This window comes from Streptomyces sp. NPDC027663, from assembly GCF_055566415.1.
Window position 1 is genome coordinate 1,045,581 of sequence record NZ_JBVHSK010000001.1, and the last position, 18,318, is coordinate 1,063,898.

Sequence of the window (18,318 nt, forward strand, 5' to 3'; positions counted from 1 at the left end):
ACCGACCGCTGACAGAGGACGAAGTGATCCAGGACGGCGGCGCGGAGGTGCGCCCGTCCGGAACGGGGGCGAGTATGCAGGGCGACAACGCCGGAGACGACTACATAGCGGTCTCGTTCGGCACGCTGGAGCATCTCACCGCAGAGCTCGACGACATCGTTGAGCGGCTCAACGGGCGATTGGACGATCTGTACAGGCGCCTGGTTCCCGTCGTCGCCTCCTGGCAGGGTGAGGCCCGCGACGTGTTCCTCGAGGAACTCGACAAGTGGGACAGCTCGGCGAGGGACCTGCAGGCGGCTCAGAAGTGGCTGCACGAGGTCGTGACCAGTGGTCATCACGGGTACGCGGCCGCGCACCGCGCGGTACTGCGCGGATGGGGCGGCGCCTGATGGCGGAGAAGCGGCCCACCGACGAGCAGCGCAGCAAGGAGCGGGCCGAGGCCCGGACCCGCTCACCCAAGTCGAGCGGCGGTGGATTTGATGTACAGCCGCCACATCTGTATTACACCGCCCTCGTGGTGCGCGACGGGCAGTTCGACTACGACAAGGGCGCCACGGCGCTGACCGAAGTGCTGAACAAGTACAGCCAGTCTGCGGGCGCAGACTGGGGCGCGGACGCCTTCGCCGCCGCGTACAAGAGCGTGGCCGAGAAGTTCCTCCAGCTCTGGGCCAGGAGCCTGGTCAGCGTCGGCGGTGTCGCCGTCGGCCTGACGGACACGGCGAACAAGTACGTCCAGGCCGACTGGCAGGCGCGCAGGATGTACGGCCCGCCGCCCGTGGCGAAGACGCCGCCCGCCGTCATCGAGAAGCCGCCCAGGTACGGCCCGGTCAACGACATCAAGTGGTCCGGTACCGGCGAGGACGCGGACTCCTCGGAGATCGCCGGCATCCTCGGCGAGATCCCGGACTTCCTCGCCGATGTGATCCGGCCGGCCATCGAGCACGGCCTGAGGCTCGGCAAGATGCACGAAATCACACCGGGGTGCCGCGACGAGGAGTTCAAGGACATGGCCACCGCCTGGGGCGCGGCCCAGAAGGCGGCCAAGGGTGCGTCCGACGACTTCAACGGCGCCATCAAGTTCATCAGCAACAACAAAGGCAACGACGAGTGGCAGGGCGCCATGAAGGCCTTCTGCCAGACCATCTGGGGCACCACCGAATGGGGCCGGACCTACGACAAGCAGATGCAGCGGGTCTCATCGGCCGTAGCTGGAACACGGACCGCAAGGTGGTGCCCGCGAAGCGGCGTCCCGTCATCGACATCCTCCAGGAGACGGCGACCGCCGTGCAGAAGGAGCTGGACGAGCTGGCCGGCGTGGCGGTCACCACCAGGGAGACCACCACCCGGCTCGGTAAGGAGGCGGCGAAGGCCACGGTCAGGGACTTGACCACGGGCCTCGACCCGTTCGAGATGACGCGGCTCGCGGCGACCATGGCGTTCGGCGAGATCGTGATGACGTTCCGGTCGCACATGGACAAGGCGGCAGCGAACGCGGCGGTCGAGAAGTACCACCAGGCCTTCAGCGATGCCGCCGGCAAGCTGAACGAACTGGAGCCCGAGCTGGACGAGGCCCTGCTCAGCGTGCCGACGTTCGCGGCGGAGGAGGCGCGTGCGGAGGGGTACGGAGCGCGCTCCCTGAACGACTTCAAGAAGGAGCACAGCTGGCAGCGGCCGGAGAGTCCGGTCCCGTACAAGTACAGCCTTGACCTCGCGACCGAGGAGGAGCTGTACGGCGCACACAGCATCGACAAGCACGTCGGCCTGACGGACATGCAGCTGATACAGCGGTTGCGGGACCAAGCCACTGGAGCTGCTGTGCCGCAGATCCCTGCTGCGTCGTCCTTCACCGATCTGGAGTCGGCCCAGAGCTACACACAGTACAACATTCGAAGTAATTCGGGAGAGATCGACAAGTGGCTCAAAGGCCCTCCGAGTCCGGGTGATACGGAGGACTTCTCGGTGGGAACGGTCGACACCGGGAATCACGCCCTTCCGGTCGTGACCGGGCGTACGGCGCAAGTGGTGAACGGTCATCCGACGCCGCCGAAGGACGCTCACGGTGTCCTCACGGTGCTCAAGTACGAGCCAAACTTGGACCCGCCCTTCGTCGTTTACACGTCCATGCCCAAGTGATGAGTAAGGAGACGATGATGGCCGATGTCGACGAGCGGTCGTGGTCCGAGGCGATCGGGATGTACGCGCGCAGGTACACCATCGCGAAAGTGACGCGCAGGGATCACGAGGACTGGGCGCAGGATGTGTACACCCTGATGCGCGGTGACACGCCGGACGCGCGAGGCTGGCAGGTGAACGACCCGCTCGCGGACGAGTTCGAAAGGCTGGACGACCCGTTCTACCCCTTTGTCGAACTGCCTGCCGACCCTGAGAAGGCAGGTGCCCTCAAGGCCCGTGTGTACGAGATCCCACGCTCTTCCGCGAAAAAGCTCCTCGTAGCCCTTTCCGCGCTGTGGCTCAATGTCGAAGAAACCCCAGAATTCGAAGAGAGGAGGGGTGAACTGGAGAGGAAGGCCGACATCATCCTCTCGCGCTTTCCTGAAGGTTCTCGCTTCTACGCCAACACCGGACGGGACAGTGCACATCTCGACTACTACGAGCGAATTTCTAGCTGCACCACCATTTCCCGGCACGGCTGGGATCTGGGTTTGTTCCTCGTGTCCGGGACAGAGGTAGGTATGGTCTGGTCCTTCCACGCGTGGTGACCCGGCCAACTCGATTCGAAGCCCATCACCTCGAAAGGAGCCCCGTGCGCACCCGCACCGCCACCTACCCCGACCGGGAGACCGCCCGGTGGGCGACCCAGCACATGGTCAACCGCAACGAACAGGTCGTCCACCGCTGGCTGGCGCAGTCCACCCGGCGGCGGCTGACGATCGAGGCGGCCTGGCCGTCCCGGGAAGAGCCCGTCGGCAGGGTGCTGCTGCAGGCCATGATGCTGGCCGGGCGCGGTGCCGTCGACGTGCGGGCCGCCCGGGTCGTACTGCGCCGCGAGCCGTCCGCCGCGCACGGGTTCGCCGTGCACGCCAGTTTCCCCGTCTACCTGTGAAGGCAGTGGTCCGACCGTGGCGCTGACCCCCCTTGAACACGACCGCCGCTACGGCGAACTGGACCAGGTTCTGCGCGCCTATGCCGGTCAGCAGGCCGACGACACCGAGGAGAGGCCCAGTGCGGCCCTCACCGCGTATCTGCGGCACACCTGGCACACCCGTCCCTGGGCGCTCGCCGCCGCCGAGAGCCAGCTCCGGGAGTACGCGCGTACCCCGCCGGGGCGGCTGAGGGTGCAGCTCGGTGAGTTCTACGCCCTTCCGGACGTGGGTCTGGACGACGCGGAGATCCTGGACTGGCTCACGCTGGTCGCCGACCACATCCGGCGAAGTGTCGAGGAGGGGCTGGTCCCGGCGCCGGCGAAGCCGGACACGCACTGGGAGTGGCATGCGAGGTTCCCCGAGCTCGGGCAGTTCCTCGGCGGTTGGTTCTCGCAGGACATGCCCGACGAGTTCGACGGTCACGACGCGGCGGTGGACGACTACGCCGGTACGACCGACCGGCAGCTCGTCGCGCGGCTGCTGGGGGAGATCCGGGAACTGCTGGCTCTCGGGCTCGACGAGGGCGAGGACGCCGTCGGCGCCGCCGAGCTGGGCCTCGAGGTGGAGCCGCCGGGCCCCTACGGCATGAGCGGCTGGCTCGCGCTCGTGGCGGCACGTCTCGGCTGACGCGCCTCGCCGGTACGACGGAGCCCCCGTCCGGAGTCGATCTCCGGACGGGGGCTCCGTCGTGGCGCTGGGGGCCCTGCGAGCCTTACAGCCCGAGCTCGACCTCGAACTCGCCCGCCTCCAGGATCGCCTTGACCGCCGTCAGGTAACGGGCCGCGTCGGCGCCGTCCACCAGGCGGTGGTCGTAGGAGAGGGTCAGGTAGGTCATGTCGCGGACGCCGATGACCGTGCCCTCCTCGGTCTCGATGACGGCCGGACGCTTGACCGTGGCACCGATGCCGAGGATCGCGACCTGGCCCGGCGGCACGATGATCGTGTCGAACAGCGCGCCGCGCGAACCGGTGTTGGAGATGGTGAAGGTCGCGCCGGACAGCTCGTCCGGGGTGATCTTGTTGGCGCGGACCTTGCCGGCCAGCTCCGCCGTGGCCTTGGCGATGCCCGCGATGTTGAGGTCGCCGGCGTGCTTGATGACCGGGGTCATCAGGCCCTTCTCGGAGTCCACCGCGATTCCGACGTTCTCGGAGTCGAAGTAGGTGATCGTGCCCTCGGCCTCGTTGATCTTGGCGTTGATGACCGGGTGGGCCTTCAGCGCCTGGGCCGCCGCCTTCACGAAGAACGGCATCGGGGAGAGCTTGACGCCCTCGCGCGCGGCGAAGGAGTCCTTGGCCTGCGCGCGCAGCCGCATCAGGCGGGTGACGTCGACCTCGACGACCGACGACAGCTGGGCCTGCTCGTGCAGCGCCTTGACCATGTTGTCGCCGATGACCTTGCGGATGCGGGGCATCTTGACGGTCTGCCCGCGCAGCGGGGAGACCTCCAGCGCCGGGGCCTTCCTGGCCGGAGCGGCGGCCGCGGCCGGAGCCGGGGCAGCGGCGGCGGCCTTCGCGGCCTCGGCGGCGGCGATGACGTCCTGCTTGCGGATACGGCCGCCGACGCCGGTGCCCTTGACGGTGGCCAGGTCGACGCCGTTCTCGGCGGCGAGCTTGCGCACCAGCGGGGTGACGTACGCGCCCTCGTCGGTCGCCTGGGTGGCGGTCGGGTGGGTCGGCGCGGTGGCCGGGGCGACCGGAGCCGGGGCGGGTGCCGGAGCGGCCGGGGCCGGGGCGGCGGCGACGGGCGCCGGAGCCGGGGCAGCCGGAGCCGCGGGGGCGGCAGGCGCCGGGGCCGGAGCGGGGGCCGGGGCCGGAGCGGGGGCCGGGGCCGGGGCGGCGGCGGGGGCCGGGGCGGCCGGAGCCGGAGCGGCGGCCGGAGCCGCGCCCGCGGCGCCGATGACGGCGAGCTTGGCGCCGACCTCGGCGGTCTCGTCCTCGCCGACCACGATCTCCAGCAGCGTGCCGGAGACGGGCGCCGGGATCTCGGTGTCGACCTTGTCCGTGGAGACCTCGAGCAGCGGCTCGTCGGCCTCGACGGAGTCGCCCACCGACTTCAGCCAGCGGGTGACGGTGCCCTCGGTGACGGACTCACCGAGCGCGGGCAGGACCACGTCCGTGCCCTCGGCGCCACCGGCCGGAGCGGCTTCGGCGGCGGGGGCCGGAGCCGGGGCGGCCGGGGCCTCGGCGGCGGGGGCGGGAGCCGGCTCTGCGGCCGGAGCCGGAGCGGCCTCGGCGGCCGGGGCCGGGGCGGCCGCGGGGGCACCGGTGCCGTCGTCGATGACGGCCAGCTCGGCGCCGACCTCGACGGTCTCGTCCTCGGCGACCTTGATGGAGGCCAGCACACCGGCGGCGGGGGAGGGGATCTCGGTGTCGACCTTGTCGGTCGAGACCTCGAGCAGCGGCTCGTCGGCCTCGACGCGTTCGCCCTCGGCCTTCAGCCAGCGGGTGACAGTGCCCTCGGTGACGCTCTCGCCGAGCGCCGGAAGGGTTACGGAAACCGCCATGGTTTCGGTTGCTCCTAACGAATTGCGGAAGTCTGTGTCGTCGCGCCCGTTGACCGAAGGCTCAGTCGTGGGAGTGCAGCGGCTTGCCGGCCAGCGCCAGGTGGGCCTCGCCGAGCGCCTCGTTCTGCGTCGGGTGGGCGTGGATGAGCTGGGCGACCTCGGCCGGCAGCGCCTCCCAGTTGTAGATCAGCTGGGCCTCGCCGACCTGCTCACCCATGCGGTCGCCGACCATGTGGACGCCGACCACGGCACCGTCCTTGACCTGGACGAGCTTGATCTCGCCCGCGGTCTTGAGGATCTTGCTCTTGCCGTTGCCCGCCAGGTTGTACTTCAGAGCGACGACCTTGTCCGCGCCGTAGATCTCCTTGGCCTTGGCCTCGGTGATACCGACGGAGGCGACCTCCGGGTGGCAGTACGTCACCCGCGGGACACCGTCGTAGTCGATCGGGACGGTCTTCAGACCGGCCAGACGCTCCGCCACCAGGATGCCCTCGGCGAAGCCGACGTGCGCGAGCTGGAGCGTCGGGACGAGGTCACCGACGGCGGAGATGGTCGGAACATTGGTGCGCATGTACTCGTCGACGAGGACGTAGCCGCGGTCCATGGCGACCCCGGCCTCCTCGTAGCCCAGGCCCTGCGAGACCGGGCCGCGGCCGACGGCGACGAGGAGGACCTCGGCCTCGAACTCCTTGCCGTCCGCCAGGGTGACCTTCACACCGTCCTGGGTGTACTCGGCCTTCTGGAAGAAGGTGCCCAGGTTGAACTTGATGCCGCGCTTGCGGAACGCGCGCTCGAGAAGCTTCGAGCTGTTCTCGTCCTCGACCGGGACGAGGTGCTTCAGGCCCTCGATGACCGTGACGTCGGAGCCGAAGGACTTCCACGCCGAGGCGAACTCGACGCCGATGACACCGCCGCCCAGGATGATCGCGGACTTCGGCACGCGGTCCAGGACGAGGGCGTGGTCGGAGGAGATGATGCGGTTGCCGTCGATCTCCAGGCCGGGCAGCGACTTCGGCACGGAGCCGGTCGCCAGCAGGATGTGGCGGCCCTGGATGCGCTGGCCGTTCACGTCCACGGAGGTGGCGGAGGACAGACGTCCCGAACCCTCGATGTACGTCACCTTGCGGGACGCGATGAGTCCCTGCAGACCCTTGTACAGGCCCGAGATCACGTCGTCCTTGTACTTGTGGACGGCCGGGACGTCGATGCCCTCGAAGGTGGCCTTGACGCCGAACTGCTCGCTCTCGCGGGCCTGGTCGGCGATCTCGCCCGCGTGCAGCAGGGCCTTGGTGGGGATGCAACCCCGGTGCAGGCAGGTGCCGCCGACCTTGTCCTTCTCGATCAGGGCGACGTCCAGGCCCAGCTGCGCCCCGCGCAGGGCCGCGGCGTAACCACCGCTACCACCGCCGAGGATCACTAGGTCGAAAACGGTGCTGGCGTCGTTCGCCACGTCACGTCCTCCATGCATGTGCGCCTTGCGCCGATCTCCAGTGACCGGCGGGCGGCTGGTGTCCGGCCGCTTGATGCTTCGGCCCTTCGGTGGGGCCCTGTCCTGCCGGGCTCCATCTTTGCACTTGTTCGAGGCGGACGAGACGCCGGGCCTGAGTGTGAGACACCCCACTGAAGCGCCCGGAGGTGCGCGCGGCTGTGTCCGGCATGCGGCTCCGTCGCGCGGCGGAGCGGCCCGGCAGGGGTTCACCTGCGACGAAGACCGGCGGCAGCCGACTCAGGGGCGCGGGGAACTGCGCGGGCAACCCCACGCCCCTGTAGCCGCCGTGCGACGGCCGGAACCGAGTGCTTGGGCGAACGTCAGCCCAGGTCACCCGCGGCGGTCAGCTCCGCAAGCCGCACCAGGGTCCGCACGGCCGACCCCGTACCACCCTTCGGGGTGTAACCGAAGGGACCGCCCTCGTTGAACGCCGGCCCGGCGATGTCCAGGTGCGCCCAGGTGATGCCGTCGCCGACGAACTCGCGCAGGAACAGACCGGCGACCAGGCCGCCGCCCCACCGCTCGCCCATGTTCGCGATGTCGGCCACGGACGAGTCCATGCCCTTGCGCAGGTGCTCCGGCAGCGGCATCGGCCACGCCGGCTCGCCGACCTCCTCGGCCGCCTCGTGGACCGCGGAGCGGAACGCGTCGTCGTTGGCCATGACACCGAACGTCCGGCTGCCCAGCGCCAGCATCATCGCGCCGGTCAGCGTGGCGACGTCCACGATCGCGTCCGGGTTCTCCTGCGAGGCCGCCCACAGCGCGTCGGCGAGGACCAGCCGGCCCTCGGCGTCGGTGTTGAGCACCTCGACGGTCTTGCCGCTGTACATGCGCAGCACGTCACCCGGGCGGACCGCGGAGCCGGAGGGCATGTTCTCGGCCAGCGCCAGCCAGCCGGTGATGTTGACCTCCAGGCCGAGGCGCGCGGCCGCGACGACGGCGGCGAACACCGCGGCCGCGCCGCTCATGTCGCACTTCATCGTCTCGTTGTGGCCGGCCGGCTTCAGCGAGATGCCGCCCGAGTCGTAGGTGATGCCCTTGCCGACGAAGGCCAGGTGCTTCTCGGCCGCCGGGTGCGTGTAGGACAGCTTGACCAGGCGCGGGGTCGCGGCCGAGCCGCCGCCGACACCGAGGATGCCGCCGTAGCCGCCCTTGACGAGAGCCTTCTCGTCGAGCACCTGCACCTTGATGCCGTGCTCCTTGCCCGCGGTCTGCGCGATGCCGGCGAAGGCGGCGGGGGTGAGGTCGTTCGGCGGCATGTTGATCAGGTCGCGGGCGCGGTTCAGTTCCTCGGAGACCGCGAGCGCGCGGGCGACGGCACCCTTGTGGGCGGCGTCGCGCGGCTTGCCGCCGAGCACCGCGGCCTCGGCCAGCGGGGCCTTGCCGTTCTTGGCCTTGGCGCCCTGCGCCTGCCGGCCGTTCTCCTTGTAGACGTCGAAGGAGTACGCGCCGAGCAGCACGCCCTCGCTGATGGCGCCGATCGCGCCGGGGCTGTCGACGGGCAGCGCGAACGCGGCCTTCCGGGAGCCGGCGAGCGCACGGGCGGCCAGACCGGCGGCCTTGCGCAGCGCCTCGGCGTCGTAGCCGGCGTCGCCGTCCTCCGCGTCCTCGCCTCCGGGCTCCGCGCCCAGGCCGACCGCCACCACGAGCGGGGCCTTGAAGCCGGCCGGCGCGGGCAGCTTCGTCAGCTCGCCCTCGGCACCCGAGGCGCCGAGGGTCTCCAGGACGCCGGCCAGCTTGCCGTCGTACGCGTTGTCCACGGCCTCGGCGCCGGGTGCGACGACGGGGCCCTTGGCGCCCTTGGCGACACCGATCACGATCGCGTCGGCCCGCAGGCCGGGCGCCGCGGCGGTGCTGAGAGTCAGAGCAGTCACGGTGGTGAAATCTCGCTTCCGATGTGAAGTTGCTGTGGCCGATATGGGGTGGGTCGACCGGGCCCGAGAGCCGACCCTAGGTCCAGGCCTGGGGACAGGTGGCAACCGGGGCCTTCACCCTGTCGGCGAACACCCGGGACGAGCCTACGCGCGTGTGCCCGTTCGCTCATTCCTTCGGGTGTTCACCTGCGCGTGGCGTCGTCGCTACTTCTCCACCCTGCACTCCAGTGACCTGAGCCACACTCGTCGGGTTCCGGTGAGGGGCCGACCCGCCGGTTCGCATGATTTCGACAGATCCTCCGCGGGCTCTCCGCGGCGGATCCTCTGGGGGGAGGAACCTTTCATGGCCCACCGCGCACACCACCGCTGGAGAGCGGCCGGCGTCACCGTCACGGCCGCAGGGATGATCACACTGGGGCTCGCCGCGCCGGGTGCCTCGGCGGCCACCGAGCCGCGGATCGACCTGCGGGTGCTGGTCGTCGACGACGGCATAGGCCCCGTCGGCGCGATCACCGCCCAGCTGAAGAGCGAGGGCATCCCGTACACCACCGTCGACCTGGACGACTCCGGGCGTCCCACGATCACCACTGCCTTCCTGAGCGACACCGTCGGCGGCCGGCCGCGGGCGAAGTTCCAGGGCGTCGTCCTGCCGAACGAGGCCCCGTTCGGTGCGGGCTCGGCCGAGCAGACGGCCCTGGAGACGTACGAGAGGACGTACGGCGTCCCGCAGCTCGACGCCTACACCTGGGCCCACCCCGAGGTCGGGCTCGACTACACCGACGCGGGCGGCTACGCCGGGCCGCTCGACGGGCGCACGGCGGACATCACCGCGGCCGGCAAGGCGGGCCCCTTCGGCTATCTGCGGGGCGCCTTCTCCTTCGAGGACAACTCGCCCTCGGTGGATGAGAGTTACGGCTTCGTCGCACAGCCCCGCACCGGCTTCACCAGCTACGTCGACACCCCCGTGCCCGGCGGCACCGGCACCGGCAGCCTGCTCGGCGAGTACACGCACGACGGCCGCCGCGAACTGGTGGTCACCTTCGCCTACAACCAGCACCAGCAGCAGTTCCGGGTGCTGGCCCGCGGCATGGTCGAGTGGCTGACCCAGGGCGTGCACCTCGGGCAGGCCCGCAACTACTTCGCCGTGCACGTCGACGACGTCTTCGCACCGGACGCCCGCTGGGACACCGAGCGCAACTGCACGCCCGGCGACATCGACTGCGGCAGCGGCGGCACCGACACCACCACTCCGATCCGGATGACCGCGGCCGACGCCCAGTACCTGGCCTCCTGGCAGCAGAGCCACGGCTTCACCCTGGACATGGTGTTCAACGCGGGCGCCGGCGAGGAGTGGAAACAGGAGAACGGCGGCGCGGACGCGCTGACCGACCAGCTGCTGAAGGACAGGGCCAAGTACCGCTGGGTGAACCACACCTACACCCACCTGTTCCTCGGCTGCGTCCAGGACACCTCGAGCGTGCCGTGGAGCTGCACGAAGAACGCCGACGGCTCGACGCAGTGGGTGAGCCGCACCGACATCTCCGGGGAGATCTCGAACAATTACGATTGGGCGCTCGTACACGGTCTCTCCGTCGACCGCAGCGAGCTGGTCACCGGCGAGCACTCCGGCCTGAAGACCCTGCCGCAGCAGACCCAGGACAACCCCGACCTCGGGCCCGCGCTCGCCTCCAACGGCGTGAAGTGGACCGCCTCGGACAACTCCCGCGAGCCGGAGCAGCGTTCCGTCGGCACCAGTACGCGCACCGTGCCGCGCTACCCGATGAACGTGTACTACAACGTCGGCACCAAGGCTGAGATGGCCGACGAGTACAACTGGATCTACACCGCCGAGGCGGACGGCGGCAGCGGCATCTGCGAGGACAACCCGGCCTCCACCTGCCTGCCCGAGCCGCTGGACACGGCCACCGGCTACACCGGCCACATCGTCCCGGCCGAGGCGCACACCGACCTCGGGCATGTGCTGAGCAACGACCCGCGCCCGCACTACGCCCACCAGTCCAACCTGGCCGAGGACCGCATCCTCTACCCGGTCCTGGAGCGCGTACTGGCCGACCACCGGGCCCTGTTCGCCGACGACACCCCGATCGTCAGCCTGCGCCAGAGCGCCATCGGCGGCGAGCTGCAGAACCGGGCGAAGTGGCAGACCGCGCTCGCCAACGGCAAGGTCACCGCCTACCGGATCGGCAAGACCGTGACCGTCACGGCACCGTCCGGCACCCAGATCCCGGTGACCGCGCCGGAGGGCACCAGGCAGCAACAGCTGCTGGGCACGACGACCTTCGGCACGGCCTACGCCGGCGAGCGCTCCGCATGGGCGACACCGGCCCTCCTCCAGTCGGCACTCACGCTGAAGCTGCCGTAGAGAAGCGCCCTGGACGGGGCGCCTTGGACGGGGTGCCCTTGGACGGGGTGCCCCGGGCGGAGCGCCCTGGAGGGGCGTCTCCGAAAGGGCGCGGGGTTGTATCAGGGTGAGGCTCCGCCGCGCGGGCGCGACCGGCCGCACGTCCCGCACCGGAGGGGCCGACGCGCTCGCCGCGAGCCGTCGCGCCCCGGAAGGATGCTCCGCCTTGCGATGCACCGCACCGGACGCCGCGAGCTTTCCGCCAAGCCTTTCCGGCCACAGCACTAGCGGCCGAGGCAGAGCACCACGAGCGCGGTCGTCGCGGCCGTCTCGGCGAGCGCGCCGAACACGTCTCCGGTCACCCCGCCGAAGCGCCGGATGCAGCGGCGCAGCAGCAGTTCGGCGACGGCGACCGCGACGAGCACCGCGAGGGCGGTGCGCGCGCCGTCGTACCCGCCGAAGCCCGCGCCCGCCGTCCCGGCCGCCGCCGCCACACCGGCCACCAGGACCGGCGCCGCAGCCCTGGGCACCACCCCGGCCACCGCCGCCCCCAGCCCTTCCGGGCGGGCGGCCGGTACCCCGGCGCGGGCGGCCAGGGTCAGGGCCAGCCGGGCCGTGACCGCCGAGACCACGGCCGCCACGGCACCCCGCGCCCCCGAGTCGCCGTAGAGCTGCGCCAGCACGGCCACCTGGGCCAGCAGCGCCAGGACGAGGGTGAGCACGCCGAACGGCCCGATGTCCGACTGCTTCATGATCCGCAGCGCGTCCTCGGCGGGCTTGCCGCTGCCCAGCCCGTCGGCGGTGTCGGCGAGCCCGTCGAGGTGCAGCCCGCGGGTCAGGGCTGCGGGTACGGCGACCGAGGCGACCGCGGCAAGCAGCGGACCGGCACCGAGCAGGAGCAGCAGCAGGCCGAGGCCGGCCGCGCAGCCGCCGACGACCAGCCCGGCCACCGGGGCGCACAGCATGCCGCCGCGTGCGGCCGGCCGGTCCCAGCGGAGTACCCGGACGGGCAGCACGGTGAGTGTGCCGAAGGCGAAGCGGAGACCGTCGAACGGGGAGGACGTGAGCACCGGCGCAGGTTACCCGGCGGTCGCGAGGCCAACCCACGGCACCCGAGCGGGCATATCCGAGTAATGTGCGCACATGGGGCACTGGTGGGAGCGGAACATCGTCGAGCCGGGCAAACTCCCGCTGCTGCTCGCCCTCGCCGCCTTCGTGCTGGCCTTCGTCGTCACCCGGGTCATCACCCGGCTGATCCGGGCAGGCAAGGGCCCCTTCGGCAACGTCAAGGCGGGCGGGCTGCACATCCACCACGTCGTCCCCGGTGTCGTCCTCACCGTCGTCGGCGGCTTCGGCGCCGTCGCCAGCGACCGACACGGCGTCGGCGCGGCCGTCTCGGCCGTGCTGTTCGGCATCGGCGCGGGCCTCGTCCTGGACGAGTTCGCGCTGATCCTGCACCTGGACGACGTCTACTGGAGCGCGGAGGGCCGCAAGAGCGTCGAGATCGTCGTGGTCACCGCCGCCCTCGTCGGCCTGCTGCTCGCCGGGTTCGCCCCCTTCGGCGTCAACGACCTGTCCCAGGAGGAGCTGGCCGACCGCGGCACCGTCATCTCCAACATCGCCGCCAACTTCCTCTTCTCCCTCATCGCCCTGAGCAAGGGCAAGGCCCGCATCGCCGTGTTCGGAGTGATCGTGCCGCTGGTCGCCGTCCTCGGTGCGATCCGGCTCGCCCGCCCCGGCTCCGCCTGGGCCCGCCGCTTCTACGGCCACCGTCCCCGCGCCCGCGCCAGGGCCGCCCTCCGTGCCTACCGTCACGACCGCCGCTGGACCCGACCGCGCCGCCTCGTTCAGGACTGGATCGGCGGCAAGCCCGACCCCCTGCCGACGCGCCTGCCCGACCACAGGTGACGGCGGCGGCGCAGCCGGTCCGCGTACCCGTGGCGCAGCGCCGTCAGCAGGCACAGCAGACCCACGGCGATCAGCGCGGCCAGATGCTCCTTGCCCGCAAGGTTCTCCTTCACCAGCACCTCGACCACCATCGCCGTCGTCACCGCGCCCGCCGTCACATAGGCGCCGTACCGCCAGCTCACGAACACCGCGAGCCCCACGACGGCCGCCGACGGGCCGGTGTCCACCACCTGCCCGTCGGTCCACGGCAGCCCGAACGGCGTGTGCGCGCCGAGCGTGACGCCGAGGCGCGCGTACAGGGTCCCGGCGAGCGTGGCGACGTACGCGATGGTCAGCGTCCGCCACCAGCCCAGACACAGCTCGGCGACCCCGAACACCAGCAGGATCTGCACCAGCGCCCCCCACACCGGCAGATCCAGCGCGGGCACGTACAGCGACAGGGGAGTGCGCGACAGGGCCAGCCACAGCGGGTCCTCGGCCCGTACGGCACCCAGGTCCTGCACGAGCTGATACCCCCACGGCTGGTTCTGCACGTACTGCAGTAACGCCGTCAGGCCCACTGCCCCCACCGTCATCGGGGCCGCCGCCGGCCCCCGCTCGCGCAGGGCCTCACGCACGGCGGCATACAGCGGCCCCCACTCGGCGCGGGCCCGGCGGCCTGGCGTTCCCATCAAGCGTTCCTTCGTCCCCGTACGGTCATCGGTGCGTGTCCAGGTGTTTGCGGTGCAGCCACTTCGGCAGCCCGGGCGCCTCCAGGAAGCCCTCCGCGCGGGCCGAGGCGAGGCCGATGCGCGGCAGGTCCGCGCTCTTCTCGAAGAGCAGGAACCGCGGCTCCCAGATGGGCCGGTACTTGGCGTTGGCGCGGTACAGCGACTCGATCTGCCACCAGCGGGAGAAGAAGCTGAGCAGCGACCGCCACAGCCTCAGTACCGGACCGGCACCGAGGCGTGCGCCACGTTCGAAGACCGACCGGAACATCGCGAAGTTGAGCGAGACCTGCGTGATCCCGATCTCGTCGGCCCGCCGAAGCAGTTCGATGACCATGAACTCCATGAGCCCGTTGGCGGAACCGTCGACGTCCCGGCCCCGCCGCATCAGGTCCAGCGACAGTCCGTGCGGCCCCCACGGCACGAAGGAGAGCAGCGCCCGCAGCCGCCCGTCGGCGTCCGTGCACTCCAGCATCACGCACTGCCCGTCCGCGGGATCACCGAGCCGGCCGAGTGCCATGCTGAAGCCGCGCTCGGTCGCGCCGTCGCGCCAGTCGTCGGCGCGCTCGACGAGATGTGCCATCACGTCGGCCGGGATGTCCGCGTGCCGCCGGATGCGCACCTCGTACCCGGCCCGCTTCACCCGGTTGTACGCCTGCCGCACGGTCCGCATCGCCCGCCCCTCCAGCGTGAACTCGGCGACCTCCACGATCGCCTCGTCCCCGAGTTCCAGCGCGTCCAGACCGTGCCGGGCGTACACCGTCCCGGCCTCCTCGCCCGCCCCCATCACCGCCGGAATCCACCCGTGCCGCCGCGCCTGCGCGAGCCACGGCCCGATCGCCCCCGGCCAGGCCTCCGGGTCGCCGAGCGGATCGCCGGACGCGAGACTCACCCCGCCGACCACCCGGTAGGCGACGGCGGCCTTCCCGGTCGGCGACCACACGACGCTCTTCTCCCGGCGCAGCGCGAAGTAGCCGAGCGAGTCGCGGTCGCCGTGCCGCTCCAGCAGCACCCGCAGCCGCTTCTCGTCGTCCTCGCTGAGCGGGTCCACGGCCCGCCGGGAGCGGAAGGCGGCGTAGAAGACGGCGAGGACGAGGGCCGTGCTGAGCACGTTGACGGCCACGTTGGCCCAGTTGGGCGGGTCGATCCCGGGGAAGCGGGACTCGTCGGCCGCCACGGACACCAGCCGCAGGGCGCCGTAGTACCAGCGCTCCAGGAACGTCGAACGGGCCGCGTCGGGCGCCTGGTTGGTGACCGTCACCAGCAGCCCTGCCAGCAGGCTCGCGGCCAGGCCGCCGCCGACGGCCACGGTGGCCGCGAGCCGTGGGTTGGACCGGTCGCCCTTGGCGTAGAACTCGCGGCGGCCGACGAGCAGCGCGCCCACGAAAGCGGCCGTCAGCCCCAGGGAGACCCAGTTCTGCGCGTAGCGCCGGATCTCCGGGAACGCCATGGCGAACGCGAACAGGGCCAGGAAGAGGCCGCTCATCACCAGGTTGAGGATCCATGCGGCCCGTTTCCTGCGCCGCATGGTGATCGCCAGGAAGGCGGTGAACAGACCGGAGGCGAAGCCGGCCGTCAGCAGGTACGGCGTGAAGAAGTCGTCCTGGTTGTGCCGGCGCACGTCCTGGCCGAACGAGACCCACACCGCGCTGAGGAAGTTGATGAACGCGACGGTCCGCAGATACCAGACGGCGACGGCGGCGGCCTTCCGGGAAGCCCCGGTGGACCGCCGCGCCCGCTCATCCGCCCACTCGACCCCGACTCGCTGCTCAACGGCAATCCGGGCATCTCCCATAGATCAGGATCATATGGGCGACCCCCCACCGATCCCCACTTTTCCCCCCACCAACAGCACACACGCTCCGCCTCCCCACCCACTCCCTCCGGCACGGAACCGGCCCCGTCCACTTCCTTCCGCACCGAGCGCGCCCCGCCTGCTTCCCCCGGCGCCGAACACGCCCCGCCCACTTCCCTCCGCGGCGAGCACGCCGTGCCCGTCTCGCTCCGTGGCGAGCGCGCCCCGCCCGTTTCCCGCTGCGGCGAGTACCGCTCGGCCACGTCACTCCACCGGTCACTTCTTCCTGCCGGTCACCCCTCCCCGCCGCAACGGTGCTCAGCCACGACGGTGGTGTCCGGCGGTGCCGAAGCGGGCCTGGGTGGCTACTCCGGGGCCTTCGTTTCCGGGTCCTTCTCGGCCTCCGGCCGCTCCGGCAGCTCGGCGGCCAGCGCGGCAGCGCTCCGTACCAGCGGCAGTGCCAGCAGCGCGCCCACGCCCTCGCCGACCTTCACCCCCTGCTCCAGCAGCGGCTCGAGAGCCATCCGGTCCAGCGCCTTCGCCTGCCCCGGCTCCCCGCTGTCGTGCCCGGCCAGCCACCAGTCCGGCGCCCGGAAAGCCACCCGCTGCGCGACCAGCGCACAGGCCGCGGCCACGACCCCGTCCAGGATCACCGGCAGCTTCCGCACCGCGCACTGCAGCAGGAACCCGGTCATCGCCGCGAGATCCGCCCCGCCCACGGTCGCCAGCAACTGCAACTGGTCACCGAGCACCGGCCGCGCCCGCCGCAGCGCGTCCCGGATCGCCGCGCACTTGCGCATCCACGCCAGGTCGTCGATCGCGAGCCCGCCCCGCCCGGTCACCACGGACGCGTCGGTCCCGCACAGCGCGGCGACCAGTACCGCCGCAGCCGTCGTGCCGCCCACGCTGAGGTCGCCGAGCACCACCAGATCGGTGCCCGAGTCGGCCTCCTCGTCGGCGATCGCGACACCCGCGCGCAGAGCCGTCTCGGCCTCCTCCAGGGTGAGCGCGTCCTCGATGTCGATACGGCCGCTGCCCCGCCGCACCCGGTGCCGTACGACGTCCTCCGGGAAGGCGTCCGGAGCGCAGTCCAGGCCCATGTCCACGATCCGCACGGGCACCTGCTGCCGGCGCGCCAGCACGGCCACCGGGCTCGCACCCTCCAGTACCGCCCGCACCAACTGCTCCGCACCGCCCGCGGGCCGCGCCGAGACACCCAGCTCGGCGATGCCGTGGTCCCCGGCGAAGAGCACCAGCCGCGGCCGTTCGACCGGCCGTACCGGTACGGCGCCCTGCGCGGCGGCCAGCCACTCACCCAGCTCGTCGAGGCGGCCCAGTGCGCCGGGCGGCACGATCTGGCGCTCCCGCCGGGCCTCGGCGTCACGGCGCACGCCCCCGTCCGGGCGCTCGATCAGATCGGTGAAGTCGTCCAGATTAAGGCTGCTCATTCGCCGAACAGTACCGCCAGAGAACGAACGCCTCCGTGCCACATCGCCACCACACCGCGACCACGTCTTTGCGCCTCGGTTCCATATCCCATACGTTCCGGTTTGCCGCGGAATGTCGCACAGGGAGCCGCCCATGCCGACCACGCCCCTCACCCCGCAGATCACCACCCCCTTCGATCCCTTCCAGGAGCCGCGCCGCGAGGACTGCCCCTGGTGCGGCTCCCGCAACCTGCGCACCCGGCTGCGCGCGCCCGACCCGCTGCGGCACCGGTCCGGCACGTTCGTCGTCGACGCATGCGGCGACTGCGCCCACGCCTTCCAGAACCCCCGGCTCAGCGCGGAGGGACTCGCCTTCTTCCACCGGGACTTCTACGAGAGGCACCTGGAACAGTTCGCCGCCGGCGTCCTCCCCGCCCGCGCGGTCCGCCGCCGGCACCGGGACACCGCCTGGCGGCTCTCGGCGCTGCGCGAACCGGAGAGCTGGCTGGACGTCGGCACCGGCCACGCCCTCTTTCCCGAGGCGGCGAAGGAGTTCTTCCCGTACACCAGCTTCGACGGGCTCGACCCGACGGCGCGCGTGGAGCAGGCGCTGCTGGAAGGCCGTGTGGAGGAGGCGCACCGCGGCTATCTGACGACGCCCGGCACGGCGGACCGGCTGCGCGCCCGCTACGACGTGGTCAGCATGTTCCACCATCTGCAGCACGCCCCCGACCCGCGCGCCGAACTCCGCGCCGCGCTGACCGTGCTGCGACGCGGGGGCCACCTGGTCGTCGAAGTCCCCGACCCCCGCTGTCTGTTCGCGATGCTCCTCGGCAAGTGGTGGCTCCCGTACGGCCAGCCCCGCCACCTGCACCTGCTCCCGCCGGTCAACCTGCGCACCGAGCTGGAGAGCCTGGGCTGCACGATCCTGGTCACGGACCGCAAGACCCCGCACATCCCCTACGACCTGTCCGCGGCAGTCGCCCTGTCCCTGGCCCACGCCCGCCCGGTGACCGAACTGGCCGCCATGCCGGTGCTGGCGCTGGCCTCCGCCGTGGACCACGGGTGCGCTCCGTTGTTCCGCCGAAGTCGCTTCTCCAATGCGTACCGGGTGGTTGCGCGCAAGGAGCGCTGAGAGGCGACTGCCGT

General features: G+C 71.4%; 16 protein-coding genes. 9 read left to right on the forward strand and 7 right to left on the reverse strand.

The genetic code is table 11. The annotated features are described in order from the left end of the window. The first annotated feature begins 74 nt into the window (after positions 1-74). The 6 genes from ACZ4SF_RS04705 to ACZ4SF_RS04730 are packed head-to-tail and all read left to right on the forward strand — an operon-like array spanning position 75 to position 3,731. A complete protein-coding gene (locus ACZ4SF_RS04705; RefSeq protein ID WP_468378323.1) occupies positions 75-389 on the forward strand; it encodes a WXG100 family type VII secretion target in 315 nt (104 codons plus the stop codon). Beyond that, positions 389-1,387: a hypothetical protein gene (locus ACZ4SF_RS04710; RefSeq protein ID WP_468378165.1), complete on the forward strand. Its 999-nt coding sequence runs from the start codon at positions 389-391 to the stop codon at positions 1,385-1,387. The genes ACZ4SF_RS04705 and ACZ4SF_RS04710 overlap by 1 nt, the downstream gene beginning before the upstream one ends. After that, the gene (locus tag ACZ4SF_RS04715; RefSeq protein ID WP_468378167.1) at positions 1,285-2,133 is read left to right on the forward strand and encodes an RNase A-like domain-containing protein; all 849 of its coding nucleotides are present in this window, start codon (positions 1,285-1,287) and stop codon (positions 2,131-2,133) included. Before ACZ4SF_RS04710 ends, ACZ4SF_RS04715 begins: the two co-directional genes overlap by 103 nt. Positions 2,134-2,150: 17 nt before the next feature. Next, positions 2,151-2,720 (forward strand): hypothetical protein, encoded by a 570-nt coding sequence (locus tag ACZ4SF_RS04720; RefSeq protein WP_468378169.1) that lies wholly within the window; start codon positions 2,151-2,153, stop codon positions 2,718-2,720. Continuing rightward, complete coding sequence (locus ACZ4SF_RS04725) at positions 2,717-3,064, forward strand: RNase A-like domain-containing protein (protein ID WP_468378325.1); 348 nt, start codon at positions 2,717-2,719, stop codon at positions 3,062-3,064. Before ACZ4SF_RS04720 ends, ACZ4SF_RS04725 begins: the two co-directional genes overlap by 4 nt. 16 nt (positions 3,065-3,080) lie before the next feature. After that, positions 3,081-3,731, forward strand: coding sequence for a contact-dependent growth inhibition system immunity protein (locus ACZ4SF_RS04730; RefSeq protein ID WP_468378171.1), 651 nt, complete (start codon positions 3,081-3,083; stop codon positions 3,729-3,731). A gap of 85 nt (positions 3,732-3,816) precedes the next feature. Here the strand turns inward: ACZ4SF_RS04730 and sucB are convergent, their stop codons facing one another. The 3 genes from sucB to ACZ4SF_RS04745 form a co-directional block, all read right to left on the reverse strand. Next, entirely contained in the window at positions 3,817-5,607 is a 1,791-nt protein-coding gene (sucB, locus tag ACZ4SF_RS04735) for a 2-oxoglutarate dehydrogenase, E2 component, dihydrolipoamide succinyltransferase (RefSeq protein ID WP_468378174.1), read from the reverse strand. Positions 5,608-5,668: 61 nt separating this feature from the next. Further along, positions 5,669-7,057, reverse strand: coding sequence for a dihydrolipoyl dehydrogenase (lpdA, locus tag ACZ4SF_RS04740; protein WP_468378176.1), 1,389 nt, complete (start codon positions 7,055-7,057; stop codon positions 5,669-5,671). 359 nt (positions 7,058-7,416) lie between these two features. Beyond that, positions 7,417-8,970: a leucyl aminopeptidase gene (locus ACZ4SF_RS04745; protein WP_468378178.1), complete on the reverse strand. Its 1,554-nt coding sequence runs from the start codon at positions 8,968-8,970 to the stop codon at positions 7,417-7,419. Positions 8,971-9,313: 343 nt separating this feature from the next. Here ACZ4SF_RS04745 and ACZ4SF_RS04750 point away from each other — a divergent pair, with 343 nt between their 5' ends. Then, entirely contained in the window at positions 9,314-11,353 is a 2,040-nt protein-coding gene (locus ACZ4SF_RS04750; protein WP_468378181.1) for a hypothetical protein, read from the forward strand. Between the two features lie 263 nt (positions 11,354-11,616). Here the strand turns inward: ACZ4SF_RS04750 and ACZ4SF_RS04755 are convergent, their stop codons facing one another. Beyond that, entirely contained in the window at positions 11,617-12,402 is a 786-nt protein-coding gene (locus ACZ4SF_RS04755; RefSeq protein WP_468378183.1) for an adenosylcobinamide-GDP ribazoletransferase, read from the reverse strand. Between the two features lie 73 nt (positions 12,403-12,475). On the opposite strand from ACZ4SF_RS04755, the gene ACZ4SF_RS04760 reads away from it, so the two are divergent. Continuing rightward, complete coding sequence (locus ACZ4SF_RS04760; RefSeq protein ID WP_468378185.1) at positions 12,476-13,240, forward strand: hypothetical protein; 765 nt, start codon at positions 12,476-12,478, stop codon at positions 13,238-13,240. Here ACZ4SF_RS04760 and ACZ4SF_RS04765 read toward each other — a convergent pair. From ACZ4SF_RS04765 to cobT, 3 genes are all read right to left on the reverse strand, one after another. Continuing rightward, positions 13,180-13,911, reverse strand: coding sequence for a hypothetical protein (locus tag ACZ4SF_RS04765; protein WP_468378188.1), 732 nt, complete (start codon positions 13,909-13,911; stop codon positions 13,180-13,182). The two genes, ACZ4SF_RS04760 and ACZ4SF_RS04765, sit on opposite strands and share 61 nt — an antisense overlap. 25 nt (positions 13,912-13,936) lie before the next feature. Next, positions 13,937-15,742 carry a phosphatidylglycerol lysyltransferase domain-containing protein gene (locus ACZ4SF_RS04770; RefSeq protein ID WP_468378190.1) on the reverse strand — a complete coding sequence of 602 codons (1,806 nt, stop codon included), beginning with the start codon at positions 15,740-15,742 and terminating at the stop codon, positions 13,937-13,939. Positions 15,743-16,107: 365 nt separating this feature from the next. Continuing rightward, positions 16,108-17,190: a nicotinate-nucleotide--dimethylbenzimidazole phosphoribosyltransferase gene (gene cobT, locus ACZ4SF_RS04775; protein WP_468378192.1), complete on the reverse strand. Its 1,083-nt coding sequence runs from the start codon at positions 17,188-17,190 to the stop codon at positions 16,108-16,110. A 133-nt stretch (positions 17,191-17,323) separates the two neighbouring features. Between cobT and ACZ4SF_RS04780 the strand changes: the two genes are divergently transcribed. After that, a complete protein-coding gene (locus ACZ4SF_RS04780; protein WP_468378194.1) occupies positions 17,324-18,304 on the forward strand; it encodes a class I SAM-dependent methyltransferase in 981 nt (326 codons plus the stop codon). Positions 18,305-18,318: the final 14 nt, after the last annotated feature.